Annotated in this window: 17 protein-coding genes and 1 other annotated feature; of the genes, 6 read left to right on the top strand and 11 right to left on the bottom strand. The window is 45.1% G+C overall.

Annotation, left to right across the window (positions count from 1 at the left end):
• Nucleotides 1-7: 7 nt before the first annotated feature.
• The 4 genes from H8705_RS04025 to H8705_RS04040 form a co-directional block, all read right to left on the bottom strand.
• Entirely contained in the window at nucleotides 8-286 is a 279-nt protein-coding gene (locus tag H8705_RS04025; protein ID WP_262394568.1) for an Asp-tRNA(Asn)/Glu-tRNA(Gln) amidotransferase subunit GatC, read from the bottom strand.
• A 19-nt stretch (nucleotides 287-305) separates the two neighbouring features.
• Nucleotides 306-2,054, bottom strand: a complete 1,749-nt coding sequence (gene aspS / locus H8705_RS04030) for an aspartate--tRNA ligase (protein WP_262394569.1) — start codon at nucleotides 2,052-2,054, stop codon at nucleotides 306-308.
• 233 nt (nucleotides 2,055-2,287) lie between these two features.
• The gene (locus H8705_RS04035; RefSeq protein ID WP_392392065.1) at nucleotides 2,288-3,814 is read right to left on the bottom strand and encodes a sodium:solute symporter family transporter; all 1,527 of its coding nucleotides are present in this window, start codon (nucleotides 3,812-3,814) and stop codon (nucleotides 2,288-2,290) included.
• Between the two features lie 162 nt (nucleotides 3,815-3,976).
• Nucleotides 3,977-4,240, bottom strand: a binding site (T-box leader).
• Nucleotides 4,241-4,294: 54 nt separating this feature from the next.
• Nucleotides 4,295-4,921 carry a superoxide dismutase gene (locus tag H8705_RS04040; protein ID WP_262394571.1) on the bottom strand — a complete coding sequence of 209 codons (627 nt, stop codon included), beginning with the start codon at nucleotides 4,919-4,921 and terminating at the stop codon, nucleotides 4,295-4,297.
• A gap of 174 nt (nucleotides 4,922-5,095) precedes the next feature.
• On the opposite strand from H8705_RS04040, the gene H8705_RS04045 reads away from it, so the two are divergent.
• On the top strand, nucleotides 5,096-7,765 hold the full coding sequence (locus tag H8705_RS04045; RefSeq protein WP_262394572.1) for a calcium-translocating P-type ATPase, PMCA-type: 2,670 nt from the start codon (nucleotides 5,096-5,098) through the stop codon (nucleotides 7,763-7,765).
• Between the two features lie 341 nt (nucleotides 7,766-8,106).
• Here the strand turns inward: H8705_RS04045 and H8705_RS04050 are convergent, their stop codons facing one another.
• The 4 genes from H8705_RS04050 to H8705_RS04065 form a co-directional block, all read right to left on the bottom strand.
• The gene (locus H8705_RS04050; protein ID WP_262394573.1) at nucleotides 8,107-8,304 is read right to left on the bottom strand and encodes a hypothetical protein; all 198 of its coding nucleotides are present in this window, start codon (nucleotides 8,302-8,304) and stop codon (nucleotides 8,107-8,109) included.
• Between the two features lie 100 nt (nucleotides 8,305-8,404).
• The gene (gene thrC, locus H8705_RS04055) at nucleotides 8,405-9,619 is read right to left on the bottom strand and encodes a threonine synthase (protein ID WP_262394574.1); all 1,215 of its coding nucleotides are present in this window, start codon (nucleotides 9,617-9,619) and stop codon (nucleotides 8,405-8,407) included.
• A gap of 21 nt (nucleotides 9,620-9,640) precedes the next feature.
• Entirely contained in the window at nucleotides 9,641-10,111 is a 471-nt protein-coding gene (locus H8705_RS04060; protein WP_262394575.1) for a RidA family protein, read from the bottom strand.
• Between the two features lie 76 nt (nucleotides 10,112-10,187).
• Nucleotides 10,188-10,868 (bottom strand): helix-turn-helix transcriptional regulator, encoded by a 681-nt coding sequence (locus H8705_RS04065; protein ID WP_262394576.1) that lies wholly within the window; start codon nucleotides 10,866-10,868, stop codon nucleotides 10,188-10,190.
• Between the two features lie 328 nt (nucleotides 10,869-11,196).
• Here H8705_RS04065 and H8705_RS04070 point away from each other — a divergent pair, with 328 nt between their 5' ends.
• The 5 genes from H8705_RS04070 to H8705_RS04090 all read left to right on the top strand — a co-directional run bounded on the left by H8705_RS04070 (nucleotide 11,197) and on the right by H8705_RS04090 (nucleotide 15,875).
• Complete coding sequence (locus H8705_RS04070) at nucleotides 11,197-12,069, top strand: branched-chain amino acid ABC transporter permease (RefSeq protein ID WP_262394577.1); 873 nt, start codon at nucleotides 11,197-11,199, stop codon at nucleotides 12,067-12,069.
• 11 nt (nucleotides 12,070-12,080) lie between these two features.
• Entirely contained in the window at nucleotides 12,081-13,076 is a 996-nt protein-coding gene (locus H8705_RS04075; protein ID WP_262394578.1) for a branched-chain amino acid ABC transporter permease, read from the top strand.
• The gene (locus H8705_RS04080; RefSeq protein WP_262394579.1) at nucleotides 13,069-13,863 is read left to right on the top strand and encodes an ABC transporter ATP-binding protein; all 795 of its coding nucleotides are present in this window, start codon (nucleotides 13,069-13,071) and stop codon (nucleotides 13,861-13,863) included. The genes H8705_RS04075 and H8705_RS04080 overlap by 8 nt, the downstream gene beginning before the upstream one ends.
• Nucleotides 13,853-14,557: an ABC transporter ATP-binding protein gene (locus tag H8705_RS04085; RefSeq protein ID WP_262394580.1), complete on the top strand. Its 705-nt coding sequence runs from the start codon at nucleotides 13,853-13,855 to the stop codon at nucleotides 14,555-14,557. Before H8705_RS04080 ends, H8705_RS04085 begins: the two co-directional genes overlap by 11 nt.
• 118 nt (nucleotides 14,558-14,675) lie before the next feature.
• The gene (locus H8705_RS04090; RefSeq protein ID WP_262394581.1) at nucleotides 14,676-15,875 is read left to right on the top strand and encodes an ABC transporter substrate-binding protein; all 1,200 of its coding nucleotides are present in this window, start codon (nucleotides 14,676-14,678) and stop codon (nucleotides 15,873-15,875) included.
• 112 nt (nucleotides 15,876-15,987) lie between these two features.
• On the opposite strand, the gene H8705_RS04095 is transcribed toward H8705_RS04090, so the two are convergent.
• The 3 genes from H8705_RS04095 to H8705_RS04105 all read right to left on the bottom strand — a co-directional run bounded on the left by H8705_RS04095 (nucleotide 15,988) and on the right by H8705_RS04105 (nucleotide 18,226).
• The gene (locus tag H8705_RS04095) at nucleotides 15,988-16,464 is read right to left on the bottom strand and encodes an acyl-CoA thioesterase (protein WP_262394582.1); all 477 of its coding nucleotides are present in this window, start codon (nucleotides 16,462-16,464) and stop codon (nucleotides 15,988-15,990) included.
• Nucleotides 16,465-16,569: 105 nt separating this feature from the next.
• Nucleotides 16,570-16,725, bottom strand: coding sequence for a hypothetical protein (locus tag H8705_RS04100; protein WP_262394583.1), 156 nt, complete (start codon nucleotides 16,723-16,725; stop codon nucleotides 16,570-16,572).
• Between the two features lie 187 nt (nucleotides 16,726-16,912).
• The gene (locus H8705_RS04105; RefSeq protein ID WP_262394584.1) at nucleotides 16,913-18,226 is read right to left on the bottom strand and encodes a PTS ascorbate transporter subunit IIC; all 1,314 of its coding nucleotides are present in this window, start codon (nucleotides 18,224-18,226) and stop codon (nucleotides 16,913-16,915) included.
• Nucleotides 18,227-18,250 lie beyond the last annotated feature (24 nt).

Consider the following 18,250-nt stretch of genomic DNA (forward strand, 5'->3'; position numbering starts at 1 on the left):
TTTGAAACTAACCTCTTTTTTTGACGGGGAAATAGCCATTTTCTCCGCCGTCCACATTTTTTAAGATCAGCTCCCTCTCATAAGAGGGAACCACCGCATCTTCACGGAATACATTTGAAAGATGATTGATATTGTCAAACTCCTGCGTATCGCTGCCGGCAGTATTGATGGTATCGGCGAAAGCGATGATATTAGCCATATCTTCCGTAAGCTGATCCAGTTCTTCCTGTGGTACATATAGCTTGGAAAGCAGTGCGATCTCCATAATTTCATCCCGTGTAACCATGAAAATTCCCTCCTTTTTATTATCGTAGCTTTATATGGTCCTCACGCAGCTGTTGTTCGCTCACTGGGCAGGGAGCGTTCATCATAACATCCTGTGCATTGCTGTTCATAGGGAACGCAATAACCTCCCGGATGTTTTCCTCATCCGTTAAGAGCATTACCATGCGGTCAATCCCAGGAGCCATTCCCGCATGAGGCGGTGCGCCGAATTGAAATGCCTGATACAAAGCTCCAAATTTGTTTTTTAATTCCTCCTGTGTATAACCCGCAATTTCGAACGCTTTTATCATAGTTTCGAGGTCGTGGTTTCTTACCGCGCCGGAGGAAAGCTCCACACCGTTACAGACAATATCGTACTGATAAGCCAGCACCTCCAACGGGTCCTTACCGCTGAGAGCTTCCAGGCCGCCTTGGGGCATGGAAAAAGGGTTGTGGGTAAAAATAAGCTCTCCGCTGTTCTCTTCAATTTCATACATAGGGAAATCCACAATAAAACACATGCGATAAGCGTCCTTTTCCAAAAGATCCAAGCGGCGGGCCAGTTCCGTACGGATATGGCCGGCAAACTTTGCCGCCTGTGTTTTATTGTCGGCGATAAAATACAGCACACAGCCGGGTTTTAGTCCTGCGCGGCGGGCCAGCTCAATACGATCTTCCGGAGTAAGAAATTTATCAATAGGGCCGTTGTATTTCATCTGTTCATCTACTTTAATGTATCCCAGGCCTTTCATACCTATAGCGGTGGCATAATCAAACATGCTTTCAAAAAAGCTTTTAGGCTGGCAGGCACAGTCGGGAACATTAATCGCCCGGACGGTCTTTTTGCGAAAAGGGGCAAAATCGCTTTCCACGAACATATCGCTGATATCAATGATCGTCAGCGGATTGCGAAGATCCGGCTTGTCTGTACCGTATTTTTCCATGGCTTCTTCATAGGTAATCCGAGGAAAAGGGGCTTCGGATACGGTTCGGTCGGAAAACTTTTTGAAAGTTTCTGATAGCACCTGTTCCGCTACCTGGAAAACATCCTCCTGGGTAGCGAAGGCCATTTCAAAATCCAGCTGATAAAATTCTCCAGGGGAACGGTCCGCCCTGGCGTCTTCATCACGAAAACAAGGCGCAATCTGAAAGTACCTGTCAAATCCGCCCACCATAAGCAGCTGCTTAAACTGCTGGGGCGCCTGGGGCAGCGCGTAAAATTTTCCCTGGTGTTTTCTGCTGGGAATCAGGTAGTCTCTTGCTCCCTCGGGGGAGGACGCGGTCAAGATAGGGGTTTGAATTTCTAAAAAGCCAAGATCAGCCATCTTGTTGCGTAAAAAGCGGATAATCTGAGAGCGCTTCACAATATTATCGTGTACTTTTTTGTTTCTTAAATCCAGGTAACGATATTTCAGCCGGACCTCTTCCTTGGTTTGGGGGGAGGAAGAAACCTCAAAAGGCAAAGGGGAGGTTACCTTTCCTAGTACAGCAATTTCCTCCACCCGAATTTCAATAGTACCGGTGGAGATTTTAGGATTAATTGTTTCCTCATCCCGGAGAACTACCTTGCCATAAGCAGAAATAACGCACTCTTTAGAAATACCGTCCAGCATAGTGTCATCTTTGAGCACTAACTGAACGGTACCATATTGATCTCTTATATCGATAAACAGCACGCCGCCATGATCACGGATGGTATCCACCCAGCCTGCTACACGTGCCATTTTCCCAATTTCTTTTTCACTTAGTTCACCACAAGTATGGGAACGATACTTATTTACTGATAACATAAAAACACAACCCTTCACACGTATTATAGAAAGTAGACGGCAGACATAAAGCCGCACAGTCAACTATCAAATATTCACACGTCTTTGGGCAAATATCTGAGATCAGTAATTAGTATTTTATTTGTACAAAATTATATCATGGTTTTTGTAACAATTCAATAAGAAGTTGTCTGTTATTTTCCATAAAATACAAAAAGAGATTAGACCTTTTTTTGTCTAATCTCTTTTGTTTTTTATTCAGAAACTTCGTCCAGCGCAAACTTGTGAGATACCGGAATTTTTTCATCATAACAGGAGAATGTTTCCTGGATATGATTTTTGGACAGCTTTGGCGTGATCAGGCTAACCAGCGGTACAATCAACAAAGATACGATCATAGACAGCGCGCCTGCAGAAGTGGGTGCAGTAAATGGGGAAAGAAGATTGACCACATTGATGCCAATACCAGTAATAAAGCTGGCCCAAACACCCAATTTGGTAGTGCCCTTCCAAAACAGCCCGTAGATAAACGGTCCTAAAAAAGATCCTGCCAAAGCGCCCCAGGAGAGGGACATCAGGGAAGTAATCAGATTATTGGGATTGAGAGCGATGAGCACAGAAAGCACTATAAAAAATCCACACAGCACTTTGATCATTGCTACCTGGGTTTTGGCTTTCATATCCTTTATCCAAATACCCTTGATAAAGTCCAGGGTAAAGGTAGAGCTAGACGCGATGACCAAAGAGGATAGAGTAGACATAGAAGCGGAAAGCACCAAGATCATAACTACGCCGATCAAAATATCCGGCAGGCAATCCCCCAGCATCTGTGGAACAATGGAATCAAATATCACCTTTCCATCTTGGCCGGGCGTATAATACAGCCGCCCAAACGCCCCCATAAAATAGGACCCTCCGGCAATCACCAAAGCGAATAGGGTAGAAATGATCGTTCCCGTATAAATAGCTTTTTCATTTTTGATTGTATAGAATTTATGTACCATTTGAGGAAGTCCCCAGGTACCAAGGCTGGTGAGAATGACAACTCCCAGAAGCCCCATAGGATCAGGACCAAAAAAGGAAGTGAGCGCCCCGTTCATCTCCGGGACAGCCTCCACCGGCACTTGGGAAAGCTGCTCCAAAGCCCTGGAAAAACCGCCTTGACCGTTTAATACAGTGAGCACTACCATCACAATGCCGCCCAGCATAATAAATCCCTGGAATAAGTCGTTTAAAGCGGCGGCCATATAACCGCCCACCACAACATAGATGCCCGTAAGGAGCGCAATTCCGATAACACAGTATACAAAATCGATTCCGAAGGCCATAGAAAATAACCCGGACAATCCTTTATATACGGAAGCGGAATATGGCACTAAAAAGATAAAGATAATGACAGAAGAAACTGTTTTCAGCCAAGAACAATCATAGCGTTTGGCGAAGAAATCCGGCATAGTAGCGGATTCGAAATGCTTTGTCATAATCCGGGTGCGCCGTCCCATAACCACCCAGGCTAATAAGCTTCCAATTAATGCGTTGCCAATGCCGATCCAGGTGGCCGCCACTCCGAAGTTCCAGCCAAACTGACCTGCGTAGCCTACAAACACGACAGAAGAAAAATAGGAAGTCCCATAAGCGAACGCAGTCACCCAGGGCCCTACATTTCTGCCGCCCAATACAAAGTCCCCCACATTAGAAGCATTTTTACGGCAATATAGGCCGATGGCTACCGTCACCGCAAAAAAGATCACAATCATCAAAATTTTCTCAAACACAATCATCAAACCCCTTACTATTATTGTTGCTCATGGAAAGGTTTCTGCAATCACTCCGCCTATTTATAAAACTTGGAGAGGAAGGAAACCAGCGCGCTATCCCTGGTAAAGGTGCAGAAGCACCTTTCTTCTGGCTCCATGGATATAAAAAACGTCCTCTGAATTTCTTCAGAGGACGGACGATATTCCGTGTTACCACCTCAATTTATCCAATGCCTTACGGCAGAGGACCTCGTCGAGTACATGTGAAAAACACAGATACTCCAGCGATATAACGGTCGCGCCCGATGCAGCCTACTGGGAACGCGCAGTTCTGTTGGGTACACAGCTCTCAAAATGTATTCGGGCTTCTCCAGCTCTGCGCCTCTCATCATCCGGCAGCTTTCTGTAGAGGGGTTGTAAGCCTTACTTGTTTTTGGTCAACGCTTTTAGCCATTGGTGATATTTTAACAGGTAAAATCGCTAAAGTCAAGGGGGTTTTGAAATTTATTTTGCGTAAGCGTTATAATATCGCTCCACTACGTCCCAGTTGACGATTTGCATCCAGCTTTCAAGATAGTCGGCCCGTTTGTTTTTATATTTTAAGTAATAGGCGTGCTCCCATACGTCCACCCCCAGAATAGGATACAGGTTCATGGGCAATGTGGTATCCTGGTTGGCGGTGGGCAGGACTTTCAGCCGCCCCTGGGGATCACATACCAGCCAAGCGTAGCCGGAACCAAATTGTCCGAGAGCGGTCTGTATGAAAATATCCTGAAATGCTTCCAAGGAGCCGAAGGTCCGCTCCAAGGCGCTGCGGGTTCGGGGACAGGGGGAAGAAGAGCCGCCAGGACGCATCATGGTAAAGTACAGCTGATGATTTAACACGCCCCCCGCATTGTTGCGTACCTTGGATAATTCCTTAGGCGGCAGGTTTAAAGGATAAACCAACAGCTGCTGCAATGTAAGGCCCTGGTATTGTACATAGCCTTCCAAAGCAGCGTTAAGATTTTCCACATAAGCGCGCAGGTGACGGTCGTGATGAAGCATCATTGTTTGGCTATCAATCCAAGGTTCCAGCGCGTCGTAATTATAAGGCAGAGGTTCCAGCTGAAATTTATAATGCTCATACATATTCTAAACGCATCCTTTCTGTTTTTACTAAATTGTATTCCGCAACGGCTTGTACTCTGAACCGGAAAAAAGTAAAACAAAAGGAAGGCTGCGGGACAAACAAACATAACTGTCCCATTTTAGGAATAGAATGTATAGGATGAAAAATTTTACGGATATGAAGGAGTGAAACCTGTGCCTGAAAAACCCCATGGGATGCTATCCTATTCAATTAAGGGCTTGACCCCTTCGCAGGTAGAAAGTTCCCGCCGCAGCCACGGCGAAAATTATATTACCAAGAAAAAACGAAACGGATTTTTCCATCAGTTTTTAGCAAGTTTTGGAGATCCGATTATTAAGGTTTTGCTGTGCGCTTTGGCGATCAATGTAATTTTTCTGTTTCGAAATTTTGACTGGTACGAATCGGTAGGAATTGCCATTGCTATTTTTCTGGCAACCTTTGTGTCTACCCTGTCAGAATATGGAAGCGAATCCGCCTTTATAAAATTGCAGGAGGACGCAGAAAAAATTCATTGCCGGGTGAAGAGGGCCGCCGGCATTGTATCACTTCCGGTAGGGGAGATTGTAGTAGGAGATATTGTACTTTTACAGTCGGGGGAAAAGGTTCCTGCCGACGGTATTTTAATTTCCGGGGAATTGATGGTGGATCAGTCCGCCTTAAATGGAGAAAGCAAAGAAGCTATTAAAATTCCCTCCCTGCAGGAAGCTCCCTTGCAGGACCTGATGGCAAAAAATCAATTATTCTGTGGAAGCGTAGTTTGTTCCGGGGACGGCGCCATGGTGGTACGCAGAGTAGGGGACCATACCTTTTATGGGAATATGGCCCAGGAAATGCAGGAAGAAACCCGGGAAAGCCCCTTGAAAAAACGTCTGGCAGAGCTTGCAGACACTATCAGTAAAATGGGATATATGGCGGCGGCCCTGGTAGCAGCGGCAGATTTATTTAATGCGCTTGTCATTGATAATGGTTTTGTGCTCAGCGAAATCCTCTCAGAGATCCAATGTCTGCCTCTGCTGATAGAGGATATTCTTCATGCAGCTACTCTAGCGATTACCGTGGTAGTGGTAGCGGTACCGGAAGGACTTCCCATGATGATTACCGTAGTACTTTCCTCCAATATGTTTCGTATGCTTAAGGACAATGTGCTGGTGCGTAAATTGGTAGGGATTGAAACCTCCGGAAATATCAATATTCTTTTTACTGATAAAACCGGAACCTTGACCAAAGGCAAATTAGAAGTTATCCGATTTATTACAGGAAGCGGGAAAGAATTTAAACGGGCGAGCGATTTTAGGCATTGTCGGGAATTGTACCGGTGGATGCAGTTAAGCGGTTTTTATAATACTGCCAGCGTAGTTTCACAGGGCTGCGCATTGGGAGGCAATGCCACCGATCGGGCGTTGATGGACTATATGCTTCCCGGCGCGCCGCCAAAATACACAAAACTGGAGATGCTTGCTTTCTCCAGCGAAGCGAAATTTTCCGCTGTACATATCAAAGGGGAACAAGATCTTTATCTGGTAAAAGGAGCTCCGGAAAAAATCCTTTCCGGCTGCAAAGGATATTACGACGAAAAAGGAAGAGTACAGTCTTTCACAGGGAAAGCTCTCCTTAATGAAAAATGGAAGGATATGACAAAAAATGCAGTTCGGGTATTGGCTATTGCATCCGCTCCAGGACCTGTCAAAACTGCTGCGGACTTAACAGGGATGACCTTCATTGGACTGGTGGGAATACGGGACGAAATACGCCCTCAGGTGAAAAAATCCGTGACTCAGGCCCAGCAGGCAGGGGTACAGGTGGTTATGATCACCGGGGACAATCGGGAAACAGCGGTAGCAATTGCTCGAGAAAGCGGGATTTTGCCATCCTCCAGTCCCGGGGATGCGGTAATTACCAGCAATGAAATGGCCTCGATGAGCGATGGGGAGCTCAAACAAATACTTCCACGGCTTCGGGTGGTAGCCAGGGCGCTTCCCACGGATAAAAGCAGGCTGGTGCGCTTGGCGCAGGAATTGAATATGGTCACCGGTATGACTGGGGATGGGATCAACGATGCCCCGGCCTTAAAAAAAGCGGATGTGGGATTTGCTATGGGCAGCGGGACGGAAGTTGCCAAGGAGGCGGGAGATATTGTGATTTTAGATAATAACTTTGCCTCTATTGCAAAAGCGATTTTGTATGGAAGGACTATTTTTAAAAGTATCCGAAAATTTATTGTCTTTCAGCTGACTATGAATCTGTGCGCCGTGGGGGTGTCTATTATCGGTCCGTTTATTGGGATAGACACACCGGTAACAGTAATACAGATGCTATGGATTAATATTATTATGGATACCTTAGCAGGTCTTGCTTTCGCGGGGGAACCTCCTCTGAAGGAATATATGAAGGAAAAACCAAAGAGAAGGGAAGAACCGGTGCTCAACAGCACCATGATCCACCAGATTGTGTGGATGGGACTATTCACTATCGTCATGTGCGTACTGTTTTTAAAATTGGAATGGGTAAAAGAATATTTCCGGTATCAAGAGGACAGCATTTATTTTATGACAGCGTTTTTTGCCCTATTTATTTTCTCCGGGGTATTTAATAGTTTTAACGCTCGGACGCATCGGTTAAATTTATTTGCCCATTTGTGGAAAAACTGGTCGTTTATTGTGATTATGGCGGCGGTTTCCGCAGTACAGATACTGCTGATCTATTTTGGAGGGAGCTTATTCCGTACTGCCAGTTTGACCAGAGCGGAACTGCATGTTGTACTAATGATCGCGTTTTTGGTGATTCCGGCGGACCTGATAAGAAAGCTTGTCCTGCGCTTTCAGGGAAAACAGGGAGAAATTTAAAGAAAAGGGTATCCATGAAATAGGCGGCAAAAGGAAGAAACAAAGAAAAAGCAGAACAGTCTAGCGAACCGCTAGACTGTTCTGCTTTTTTGTGACATAACGTCCTATATATCATCGCTCTGATTTGTCTCCAAATAAAGCTTCAAAAAATATAGTTGTAGCGCTGGGATAATTACGTAAAATTCAAGGTCCTATGAAAATTACAAACTTACTATGTAAGGACGGGAGTCTAGTCCCTTCCTTACAGGGTTAATACCCATGCGTTATGCATGTTTTGAAAAATCTTTGGTATGACCCTGCCGCTATTACTATGTGAAATTTTCATCGGGTTATACATTGGTTTACATAGGCGGTCTGCTGGTAAATCCAGCCACAAACTGCTGCATTTCCTCCTTAGAGGAGATTTGATGGGTTTTGTGGATGATCTCCTGCTGCTGGCGGGGGGATAGAGAAGAGAAATACTCCATCGCCGGTAGATTTTCCGCCAGTGCCATTCCCAGTCCCATAGGAATTTCGGGGCCATTGGCATAATTTTTCATAAAATCACCTCGTATTTAGTATTTCTTGGACGGAAATAAAAATACAAAAAAATAGAGAGCCTTTTTAAAGGCCCCCGCAAAGATATAAAATCAAAAACAATTAAAAGGTAAGATCAGTTAATGTATGAATAACACTAGGAGAAGAAAAACTGCGTTTTGTAAATTTAAAGCCATGACCAGTAACAAGGCAGACGACGCTGGATCCGGCGGGAATAACATTTTCATGGAAAAGCTTTTCAACCGCTCCTACGGATACCGCCCCGGTAGGCTCGCTATACAGGCCGATCAATTGCTCTACCGCGTCGGTAGATTTTTTGATTTCCTCTTCTGTCAGAGATACCATCGCGCCGCTGCACAAGTCGATGACTTTTAAAGTGGTCTCTCCATCCTTGGTATAACCGTCCAATGGATCGGCGATACCGCCGGCAATGGTATGTATGGGCTCCTGCCAGGCCAAAACAGGGGAACCGTCGGTAAAAGCCCGTACAATTGGCATACACTGCTGGGCCTGGACCCCTATCATTTTAGGAAGTTTGGTGATCAGCCCCATAGCCAGCAGCTCTTCAAATCCCTTGAACGTGCCTGCCAGCAGCGGACCGGTCCCAATGGGGACGGTAATATAATCAGGGACATTCCCCTTCAACTGGTAAAAAATTTCATAGGCCACTGTTTTATTGGCCTCCACAGTATATGGATTAACATAAGTGGAGGTACAGTTGGGAAAATCATATTCCACAGCGCACTTCATAGACATGTCATAAGCGTCGCTGAAAGTGCCGTCTACAGCAAAAACTTTCGCGCCATACGACTGAGCTTGGACGATTTTACCCGGATCGGTACTTTTGGGAATAAACACAATACATTGGATGCCAGCCCTTGCCGCATAAGACGCCACCGCCGCCGATGCGTTTCCGGAAGAGGCCACTACCACCGCTTTATGGCCCAGCTCCTTGGCCATAGAAACCGCCATGGTGGAAGGCCGGTCTTTAAAAGACCCGCTGGGATTGAGCATTTCCGCCTTTAAATACAGATCGATAGGCAGTTCCCATGTCTGAGAAATTCGGTCCGCCCGCAGAATAGGGGTATCCCCCTCTCCTAAAGAGACGATATTTTTTGTATCCTTCAAGGGAAGCATACGATGAAACTTCCAAAGTCCATAAAAATCACTATCCGGATGCAGGATATGTTCTGGGTTTAGTAAGTTCGCCTGATCATATTCTACCTCCAGCAGTCCGCCGCATTTGGGACAGGCATACATCATTTTCAGATCATATTGGGCCTGACAGTCACGGCACCGAAGATGGGTAGCGAACATAAAAAGGTCCCCCCTGAAATATTATTCTTCCTTTAATTCAGCGATCAATTCGATTTCTACCGGAATATTTCCAGGAAGGACGTTTACACCGATAGCGGATCTAGCGGGTAAACCGGCCTCCTCGCCGAAAATCTCACAAAGCAGGGAAGAAGCGCCATTGGCCACGGCCGGCTGATCACAGAAATCATCTGTGCTGTTAACAAAGGCGAGCATCTTTACAAACCGTTTAATTTTGTTTAAATCACCGATATCTCTATGTATATTAGCAAGAATATTCAAAATTACCTGCCGGGAAATTTCCTGTCCCTGTTCGATATTAAACTCCTGGCCCAGTTTTCCTTCATAGCGGGGAAGCCCCTCGTTATTAGGCCCCATTCCAGAACCATACAGCAAATTATCCCGAAATTCCATAATAGGGGTATAAATCCCCTGTGCGGGAATAGGGGAGGGAAGTTTTAAATCCAATTGTCTCAGTCTTTCATAAATATCCATGGGAAGCCTCCTGTTTGTTAATAAAATAAAAATTAAAAAATAAAATATCCGTCGGCGGAAAGCGCAAGCAAAATTTTTATGCGTTTTCCGTACCGCTATTTGCACTGGTATCGGATTTGCGAAGGATATCCAAATAATTGTAAAGAGTAAATTTGGAAATTCCCAAAACCTCGCAGACCTTTTCACTGGATTTGGTAATTAAGAAAGCGCCTTTTTTATCCAAGATATTGACCACGGCCATTTTATCCGCGCGGTTCATATCTTCAAAGGCTTTTCCAACCTCCAGCTGGGCTTCTTCAATAAAATGTTCCAACAGCTCGTTTACATTGCTGGCGAACACTTCGTGAGCCGCTTGGTCGTTTTCCCCCCAGGAATACTGATTCATATCATTAAGATATTTTTCGAACTTTACCGTTTCGGTAATATCCGAGTTGATGCACAAGGAGGCGATGGCGTTGCCTTCCTTATTATGAAAATAAATACTGGAGGAACGCAGAATTTTTCCGTCCTTGGTATGGGTGATGTAATTAAATTTGTCTCCATTCTTAACCGTGCCCCGGATTACTTCCAGGCCAAGGTTACTTCCGCAATCTCCAATATTCCTTCCTGTGATATGCCCGTTTCTAATATCCTCAATCGTATGGTCATAGGGCTTTGTCAAATCGTGAAGGACGATTTCGCAGTTCTTACCAAACTGCAGCTCTAAAAGAGTAAGGAGTTTTTCAAATTCATCTTTTGTAAAAACGATGTTGTCCATCTTTTCACCTCATTGTAGAAAATCTTACTTTATGTTTGATATTGTATCAAAAAAAATCTTACCTGTAAAGTAGAAAATCAAAAAAATTTTTATAAAAATAGGGATAAAAAATTGATAAATTCGAAAAATTACCCCAAAATCCCCAAAAAATCAAAAAAATACATTGAAAAAGAAAAGAATTTTCGTTTGAAATTGGGGTATGTTAACATATTATTAATTAAATTTTGTTTTATTTAACAGTTTACATCTAAAAAATAATGTGATATAATCACAGCAAATCAAAAAATATTTTTGGGCCACAATTAAGATAGGATGGAGAGATCTAACGATGTTTTTTCAACACCTAGTTAACGCATTAAGTGTAGGAAGCGTGTACGCGCTTCTGGCTATCGGCTACAATATGGTATACGGTATCCTGGAAAAGCTCAACTTCGCGCATGGCGATGTGTATGCGGTGGGCTGCTTTGTTACCTATACTCTTATGTTGTGGCAAATTCATCCGGTGCTGGCGATTCTTGCGGGGATGCTAGTAGGCTTTGTCCTCAACCTGATTGTAGAGCGGTTCGCTTACCGGCCGGTAAGAAACGCGGGGCGTATCGTTCCTACCATTTCGGCGGTAGGTATCGCCTATATTATGAGAAACTTTATTCAGGCAATCTGGGGAGCGGAAACCTATCCGTTCAGTTTGGGATTTGAATTAAAATCCATCAACATAGGGGGCGTGGTGATCGGTACCCTGCAGCTGTATATTTTGGCGATCGCAATTATTTTAATGGTTCTGATCAGCATGGCGCTCAAATACACCAAATGGGGACAATCCATTATTTGTATTTCCCAAAGCATTCCCACGGCCGCTTTGATGGGGATCCCGGTCAATAAGGTAATCGCTATGGTTTATGGCATAGGCGCCGCCTTGGGCGTAATTGGCGGCATCCTGTTCTGCTCCTATTATCAGTTCATTTTTATGGGGATCGGATTTTCCTACGGTACGATGAAAGCGTGGATGGCGGCGATCTGGGGCGGTATCGGAAGCTTGAAAGGCTCCATCATCGGCGCGATGGTGCTGGGACTGTCTGAAATTTTTGTGTCCGCTTATGTATCATCGGCATATAAAGACGTATTTGTATGGCTCATCTTTATCGTGTTCATTTTAATCAGACCGAAGGGAATGTTCCCTGCCGAAATTGCTGAGAAGATATAGGAGGGTACATTGTGAAAATTCAGAAGAATTATGTAAATATCATTAAAGTGATATTTGCTGTCGCGGTGCTGTTAATCCCATTTTATATTACCAATACATACGCTTTGAAAATTATATGCAATGTAATGCTTTATTCCATCATTGCACTGTCGGTCAACCTCATTGTGGGCTTCTGCGGTCAGCTGGACTTTGGGCGCGCCGCATTTGCGGGGCTGGGGGCTTATTTTTCCGCAGTAACCTTTAATAGGCTGGGGCTTCCGTTTATCGTATGCTTTTTAGGCGGAGCGATTTTTGCAGCGCTGATCGGATGCTTGTTAGGAATTTTGTGCAGATATACTTCCTTTGACTATCTTACATTAATCACCATTGGATTCAGTGAAATCTGCCGGAAATTCTTTATTAACTGGCGCCCGATCACCAATGGAGCGTTTGGACTTTCTACCAAACGTCCAAGCTTTTTTGGAGTTACTTTGGCTTCCCACCAATCCATGTTTTATTTCTCCCTGATTCTTTTAATCCTTTGTTATATTGTTATTCGCAGAATTACCCGTTCCAAAGTGGGACGAGCGTTTAAAGCGATCCGGGATGACAGTATCGCAGCCTCTTACGCAGGCATCGATGTTCCCAACTACAAAGTGCTCTGCTTTGTAATAGGCTCTTTTTTTACCGGCCTGGCGGGGGCGGCGATGGTTCATTATACTATGTTTACGGCGCCCACCAACTATACGCTGGATGAATCGATTATTATGCTTCAAATGGCGATTCTAGGCGGACTTGGCAGCCTGCCTGGTTCGATTGTAGGCGCGGCGATCCTGATTATCGCTCCGGAAATCTCCCGTTCCTTCTACAATTACCGCCTGCTCTTTATGGGAATTATGATGGTGGTATTGATGCTGTTCGCCCCTAAGGGAATTATGGGTGACGGCGGTCTGAAAGATCAGCTGGTAGCTTTTGTGAAAAAGAATTGGAGCAAAAGAGCCAGAAAGGGGGAACATGCAGGTGTCTGAGAAAAAAGAACTTTTAAAAGTATCAAATATTACTAAACAGTTCGGCGGGTTGAAAGCGGTCAACGACGTAAGTTTCACCATGTATGAAGGGGAAATTTTAGGAATTATCGGTCCCAACGGCGCAGGAAAAACCACCTTCTTTAACGTGATTTCCGGATTTGACAGTCCTACCCAGGGGAAAGTTATCTTCTGCGGAACAGATATGACAGGAAAGAATATCACCCAATACTGCCTGAAGGGGATGGCGCGGACCTTCCAGAATATTCGTGTATTCAATGAGATGAGCGTTCTTGATAACATCATGGTAGGAATGCACAATGTTATTAAAACGAATATCTGGAATATCAGCATGAACACGAAAAAAGAAAAACAAGAGGAAGCGCAGGCGGTGAAAAACGCCCATGAAATCCTCCAGTATTTGGGAATCGACGAGTTTGCCCAGGAATCCGCCGGAAATCTTTCCTATGGTTACCAAAGGAAGGTGGAAATCGGCCGGGCACTGGCCAGCAATCCGAAACTGATTTTGTTGGATGAACCCAGCGCCGGCATGAACGACAGCGAGACCATTGAATTGATGGGACTGATCCGAGGGATTATGAAGCGGGGAGTCAATATTATCGTAATCGAGCATAACATGCAGTTTATGATGAACCTGTGCGACCGGATTGCAGTGCTTAATTTCGGAACCCTGTTGACAGTAGATACCCCGGAGAAGGTAAAAAATAATGAAGAGGTAATCCAGGCTTATCTTGGCAGGGAAGAAGAGGAGGAAGACCATGCTTCTTGAAGTTAACAATTTAACGGTAAAATATGGAGAAATCTCCGCGTTAAAAGGTATTTCCCTCAATGTCAAGGAAGGAGAGCTTACCACTTTAATCGGCGCTAACGGCGCGGGGAAAACTACCCTGTTAAAAACAATTTCCGGTCTGCTTCACCCGGTAAGCGGAAATATTATTTTTAATGGAAAAGATATTACCAATACGCCTACGGACGCGATTGTCCGGCTGGGAATTTCCCAATGCCCGGAAGGGAGAAAGGTATTTCCCCGGCAAACAATCTATGAAAATTTAAAGGCGGGGGCATTTGTCCGTAAGGATAATGAAGTAGAAAAAGATATAGAGAATTTTTTTGAACGTTTTCCAAGGCTGAAAGAACGCAGAAATCAAAAATCCGGGTCCCTCTCCGGCGGCGAGCAGCAGATGCTGGTTATCTGCCGGGCGCTGATGGCCCGTCCCAAACTGCTTTTGCTGGATGAGCCGTCTATGGGGCTGGCTCCGATTGTGGTAAGCGAGGTGTTCGATATTATTAAAGAACTCCGGGATTCTGGAATGACGATTCTTCTCATAGAGCAAAATGCAAAGCAGGCGCTGAAGATTGCGGACACCGGCTATATTATTGAAGTGGGTAATATTGTGGCAGGAGATACGGCTGCCGAGCTCCTCAAGAGCGAAAGCGTCAAAAAGGCTTACCTGGGAGGCTGATCCCGTTTTAAGGATGTCAAAAATAAAAGGAATTAAAGATATCCGCTTTAGGATATTTTTAATACATAAGGGCAGAACCCTTATGAAATAAATGTAAATATTAATTTGGAGGTTTGTCATGAAAAGATTACTTGCGCTATTTTTATCCGTACTTATGGTTCTTTCACTGGCCGCATGTTCTCAGCCTGCGGAGAATGGCTCCGACGCACAGGCTCCGGCCTCTGACGCAGCTCCTGCCGAAGATGGGCAAGCGCCTGCTCAGGACAGCGGCGACCCGATCCGCTTTGCGGTTGTGGGAGCAATGACCGGTGATTCTGCGAATACCGGTATTCAGCAGGAATGGGGCGTTAAACTGGCGGTTCAAGAAATCAATGACGCAGGCGGAATCAATGGAAGAATGCTGGAATACGAAGTATTCGATGATCAGCTGATCCCAAACCAGGCGGTTATCTGCGCAGAAAAAATAGTTGCGGATGGCAATTTTGATTTCGTAGTTTCTCCGATCTCCTCCGGTTGTACCCTGGCTTCTAATCCGATGTTTGAAAGCGCGGGTCTGCCTGTAATTTCCGCAACCAATACTGCGGACCATCTTACCGAGCAAGGGTTTAAAAACTTCTTGAGAATTTGTCCTACCGCTGGTGCAAACTTGGTTCAGCTGGTAGAATTGGCAGTAGATACTTATGGCGTCAAAGCTCCGGCGATTTTCTATACTACCGCGGAAGTAGATACCAGCAGCTTTGAAACCTGCGTAGAACTGCTTAAGGAAAAAGGGATAGAAGTAGTAGCCAGCGCCGCCGTTGAAGCGGAAACTGAAAAAGACTACAATTCCCATATCGCCAACTTCAAAGATGCGGGCGCGGATGCGATCTTCTGCTTCTCTGAGTATGCCCCTTCCGCATTATTTGTAAAACAGCAGTATGCTCTTGGCTATGATGTTCAGCAGTTCTCTTTAAGCGGTACCTGCAATCCTCAGTTTATTGAAATTGCCGGGAAAGAAGCTTCCGAAGGCTTTATTACCATGTCTGCATTTGATGCTACCAATCCCCGGGAACAGGTCCAAGAATTCGTAAAGAAATATCAGGAACTCTCCGACATTGTTCCTGGCGAATGGGGCGCGGGCGGATATGACACCGTATATGTAGCGGCGGAAGCGTTCAAAGCGGGCGCAACCAAAGAAAACATGATTGAATGGCTTCGGGAAAACTGCAATTACCAGGGCGTAACCGGGATGATCTCTTTTGACGAAAAAGGCGATAACCCGTCTGCCAAAGCTCTGATTCTTCAGGTAAAAGACGGTCAGTATACCGTAGTGGAATAATTTTCACAGAATTAAAATAAAACGGGGGATGAGCCTTTAGGCTCATCTCCCGTTTTTCATTTGGAAACCGTTTTTTCTCTCGAGACTTTTTCAAAAACAGAAAAGGCAGGCGTTAATACTGTTCAATCATCCGCTGTTTGCGCAGGGCGTTACGCTTTTCGCCCGCTTCCCATTCTGCTTTTTCTTCCTCTGTTTCTAAAATGATCCCAGGGACCTTGGTGGGACGCTCTGTATCGTCTAAAGCTACCAGCACAAGATATGCTCGGTTTACTAACCTTTTTTCCCCGGAAAGAGATTCCACAAAGGTGTCCACCCGCACCTCCATAGAGGTATTGCCTACATAGGTAATTCTTCCCACTAAAAGCATGGTATTATTTACATAGGCCGCTTCTTTAAAATGCAGGTTGTCAATAGATACTGTAGTGACGTTTCGATTGCTGTGACGGCGTGCCACCACCCCGGCCACAATATCAATCCATTGGACCAACTGGCCTCCAAAAAGGCGTTTAAATCCATTAATTTGGGCAGGCATAATAATTTGCACCTGTTCCGTTTTGGAATCGGAAACACGTTTCGGCTGAAGTTCCATAAACTAAACGCCTCCTAAAAACAAATATTATATTTATTATACCATGGGAACCTCAATGGGAAAACAGTAAATGACACCAACATTTCTATCACAGTACAAACAAAACTAGTCACTTTCTTTAAAATGCTCTGCTATCTGCATTAGTTCCCCTAATGTAGAAACTTCGATTCCTGATTCGATAATTCGTGTTTTTACCATGGGAGGAAGGGTATGGAAATAATCCTTCAAATCCGTATTGTTTTCGTAATAGTTAATTGCCATATGATCACCTCACCACTTAGTTTTCGCAAAACAGGAAGAAAAGATACATGAGAGCCTAGCGGAAGAAAATAAAAAACGGACAGATGATACCTTAAAATAAAAGCGTTCCGGAATAACCATTCCGGAACGCTTTTCTGGGGAAATATATATGGTTGGATCATAGAGAGTGGGATAACGATTAATAAACTCAGACAGAAATTCCCATAAATCCAAGGATTGGTCTTAGCAGCCAGCTATAGAACAGTCCCATGGAAACACAGTCTACGTCAGTCATGGTATAAGCGGCCAGGGAAGGCAGGCCTTCGATAACGATCTGGCCCAGGTACGGAGCAACCAACGCAGGCAAAAGAGAAATAAACAGGCCGTGTACGATACTGGCGATAATAGTACCACGGCGGCCGCCGGTAGCGTTAGCAAAGATAGCGGCAGTACCACCGGCGAAGAAGTTACTCATAATACCAGGGATAACCATAGGAAGACCAAATAAAGGCCATAAGAACATGCCGATTACTGTACCGATGGTGGTAAATACGAAACCATATACAATGGCATTAGGGGCATAGGTGAACAATACCGGGCAGTCCAACGCCGGACGAGCACCTGGTACGATCTTCTGAGCAATACCAGCAAATGCTGGAACCAACTCGGCGATCAGCAGACGAACACCGGTGAGAAGGATAAACAAACCTACGCAGAAGGTAATGCCCTGTAAAAGTGCGTATACAATATAGTTTTTATTTCCGGCGGCTTCAGCACATACTTCCGGGCCGGCCAGGATAGCCACAAGAATATACAAAGGAACCATTACAGAACCAACAGCAAGATATGTATCCTGAAGGAAGGACAGCTTAGTGCTGATCTTGGTGTCTTCCGTAGATTTGGACGGATCTCCAGTCAGTTTGGAAACCCAGGCGGAAAGCACGTAACCCAACGTACAGAAATGTCCCAGAGCGATATCGTCGCTGCCTGTGATTTTACGAACAAATGGCTGAGCCATTGCTGGGAAGATGATACAGCAGATACCGCCCAGGATGGCGCCGATAATAACCGCGGCGGTGTGGCCTAATCCGCACAGGCCCACGCCGAACAAAATGCTGATCATCGCCATATAAATAGGAGCCTCGCCGTTGAGGAATACATATTTGAACTTAGTAAACCGGGCAATCAGAATATTTACAACAAAGATGCCAGCGTATACTAGGGCGATATCGCGCCCGATAGTGGCCTCTTGCATCGCCACCGCCAATACGGCTTCGATCGATGCAACCGCGCCGTCTATGCCAAGGCCGGCGGCGAACCACACGCTGAAGTTTTCCAGGGAGCCAACAATTACGCCGGCGCCGGAAGAAAGGATCATAAATCCCATCATGGTTTTAAAGGTTCCGCTAATACACTCACTGGCGGATTTCCGTTGCAGAAGCAGGCCGATCAAGGCGACCAGGCCGAGTATCATCGATGCATTGATCAGTATGTTGTCGATGATAAAATTCAAAATACCCATAAAGCTCTCTCCTTGTCTGTTATT

Origin of the sequence: Youxingia wuxianensis, assembly GCF_014385085.1 — a bacterium.
GTDB lineage: Bacteria > Bacillota > Clostridia > Oscillospirales > Ruminococcaceae > Youxingia > Youxingia wuxianensis.

Excerpts from the sequence above, each read along its gene's own strand:
- H8705_RS04025 (WP_262394568.1), bottom strand. The coding sequence starts at position 286 with ATGGTTACACGGGATGAAATTATGGAGATCGCACTGCTTTCCAAGCTA.
- H8705_RS04060 (WP_262394575.1), bottom strand. The coding sequence starts at position 10,111 with ATGGATATTTATGAAAGACTGAGACAATTGGATTTAAAACTTCCCTCC.
- H8705_RS04035 (WP_392392065.1), bottom strand. The coding sequence starts at position 3,814 with ATGATTGTGTTTGAGAAAATTTTGATGATTGTGATCTTTTTTGCGGTG.
- aspS (WP_262394569.1), bottom strand. The coding sequence starts at position 2,054 with ATGTTATCAGTAAATAAGTATCGTTCCCATACTTGTGGTGAACTAAGT.
- H8705_RS04050 (WP_262394573.1), bottom strand. The coding sequence starts at position 8,304 with ATGAAAAATTATGCCAATGGCCCCGAAATTCCTATGGGACTGGGAATG.
- H8705_RS04040 (WP_262394571.1), bottom strand. The coding sequence starts at position 4,921 with ATGTATGAGCATTATAAATTTCAGCTGGAACCTCTGCCTTATAATTAC.
- H8705_RS04070 (WP_262394577.1), top strand. The coding sequence starts at position 11,197 with ATGTTTTTTCAACACCTAGTTAACGCATTAAGTGTAGGAAGCGTGTAC.
- H8705_RS04105 (WP_262394584.1), bottom strand. The coding sequence starts at position 18,226 with ATGGGTATTTTGAATTTTATCATCGACAACATACTGATCAATGCATCG.
- H8705_RS04065 (WP_262394576.1), bottom strand. The coding sequence starts at position 10,868 with ATGGACAACATCGTTTTTACAAAAGATGAATTTGAAAAACTCCTTACT.
- thrC (WP_262394574.1), bottom strand. The coding sequence starts at position 9,619 with ATGTTCGCTACCCATCTTCGGTGCCGTGACTGTCAGGCCCAATATGAT.
- H8705_RS04085 (WP_262394580.1), top strand. The coding sequence starts at position 13,853 with ATGCTTCTTGAAGTTAACAATTTAACGGTAAAATATGGAGAAATCTCC.
- H8705_RS04100 (WP_262394583.1), bottom strand. The coding sequence starts at position 16,725 with ATGGCAATTAACTATTACGAAAACAATACGGATTTGAAGGATTATTTC.
- H8705_RS04090 (WP_262394581.1), top strand. The coding sequence starts at position 14,676 with ATGAAAAGATTACTTGCGCTATTTTTATCCGTACTTATGGTTCTTTCA.
- H8705_RS04095 (WP_262394582.1), bottom strand. The coding sequence starts at position 16,464 with ATGGAACTTCAGCCGAAACGTGTTTCCGATTCCAAAACGGAACAGGTG.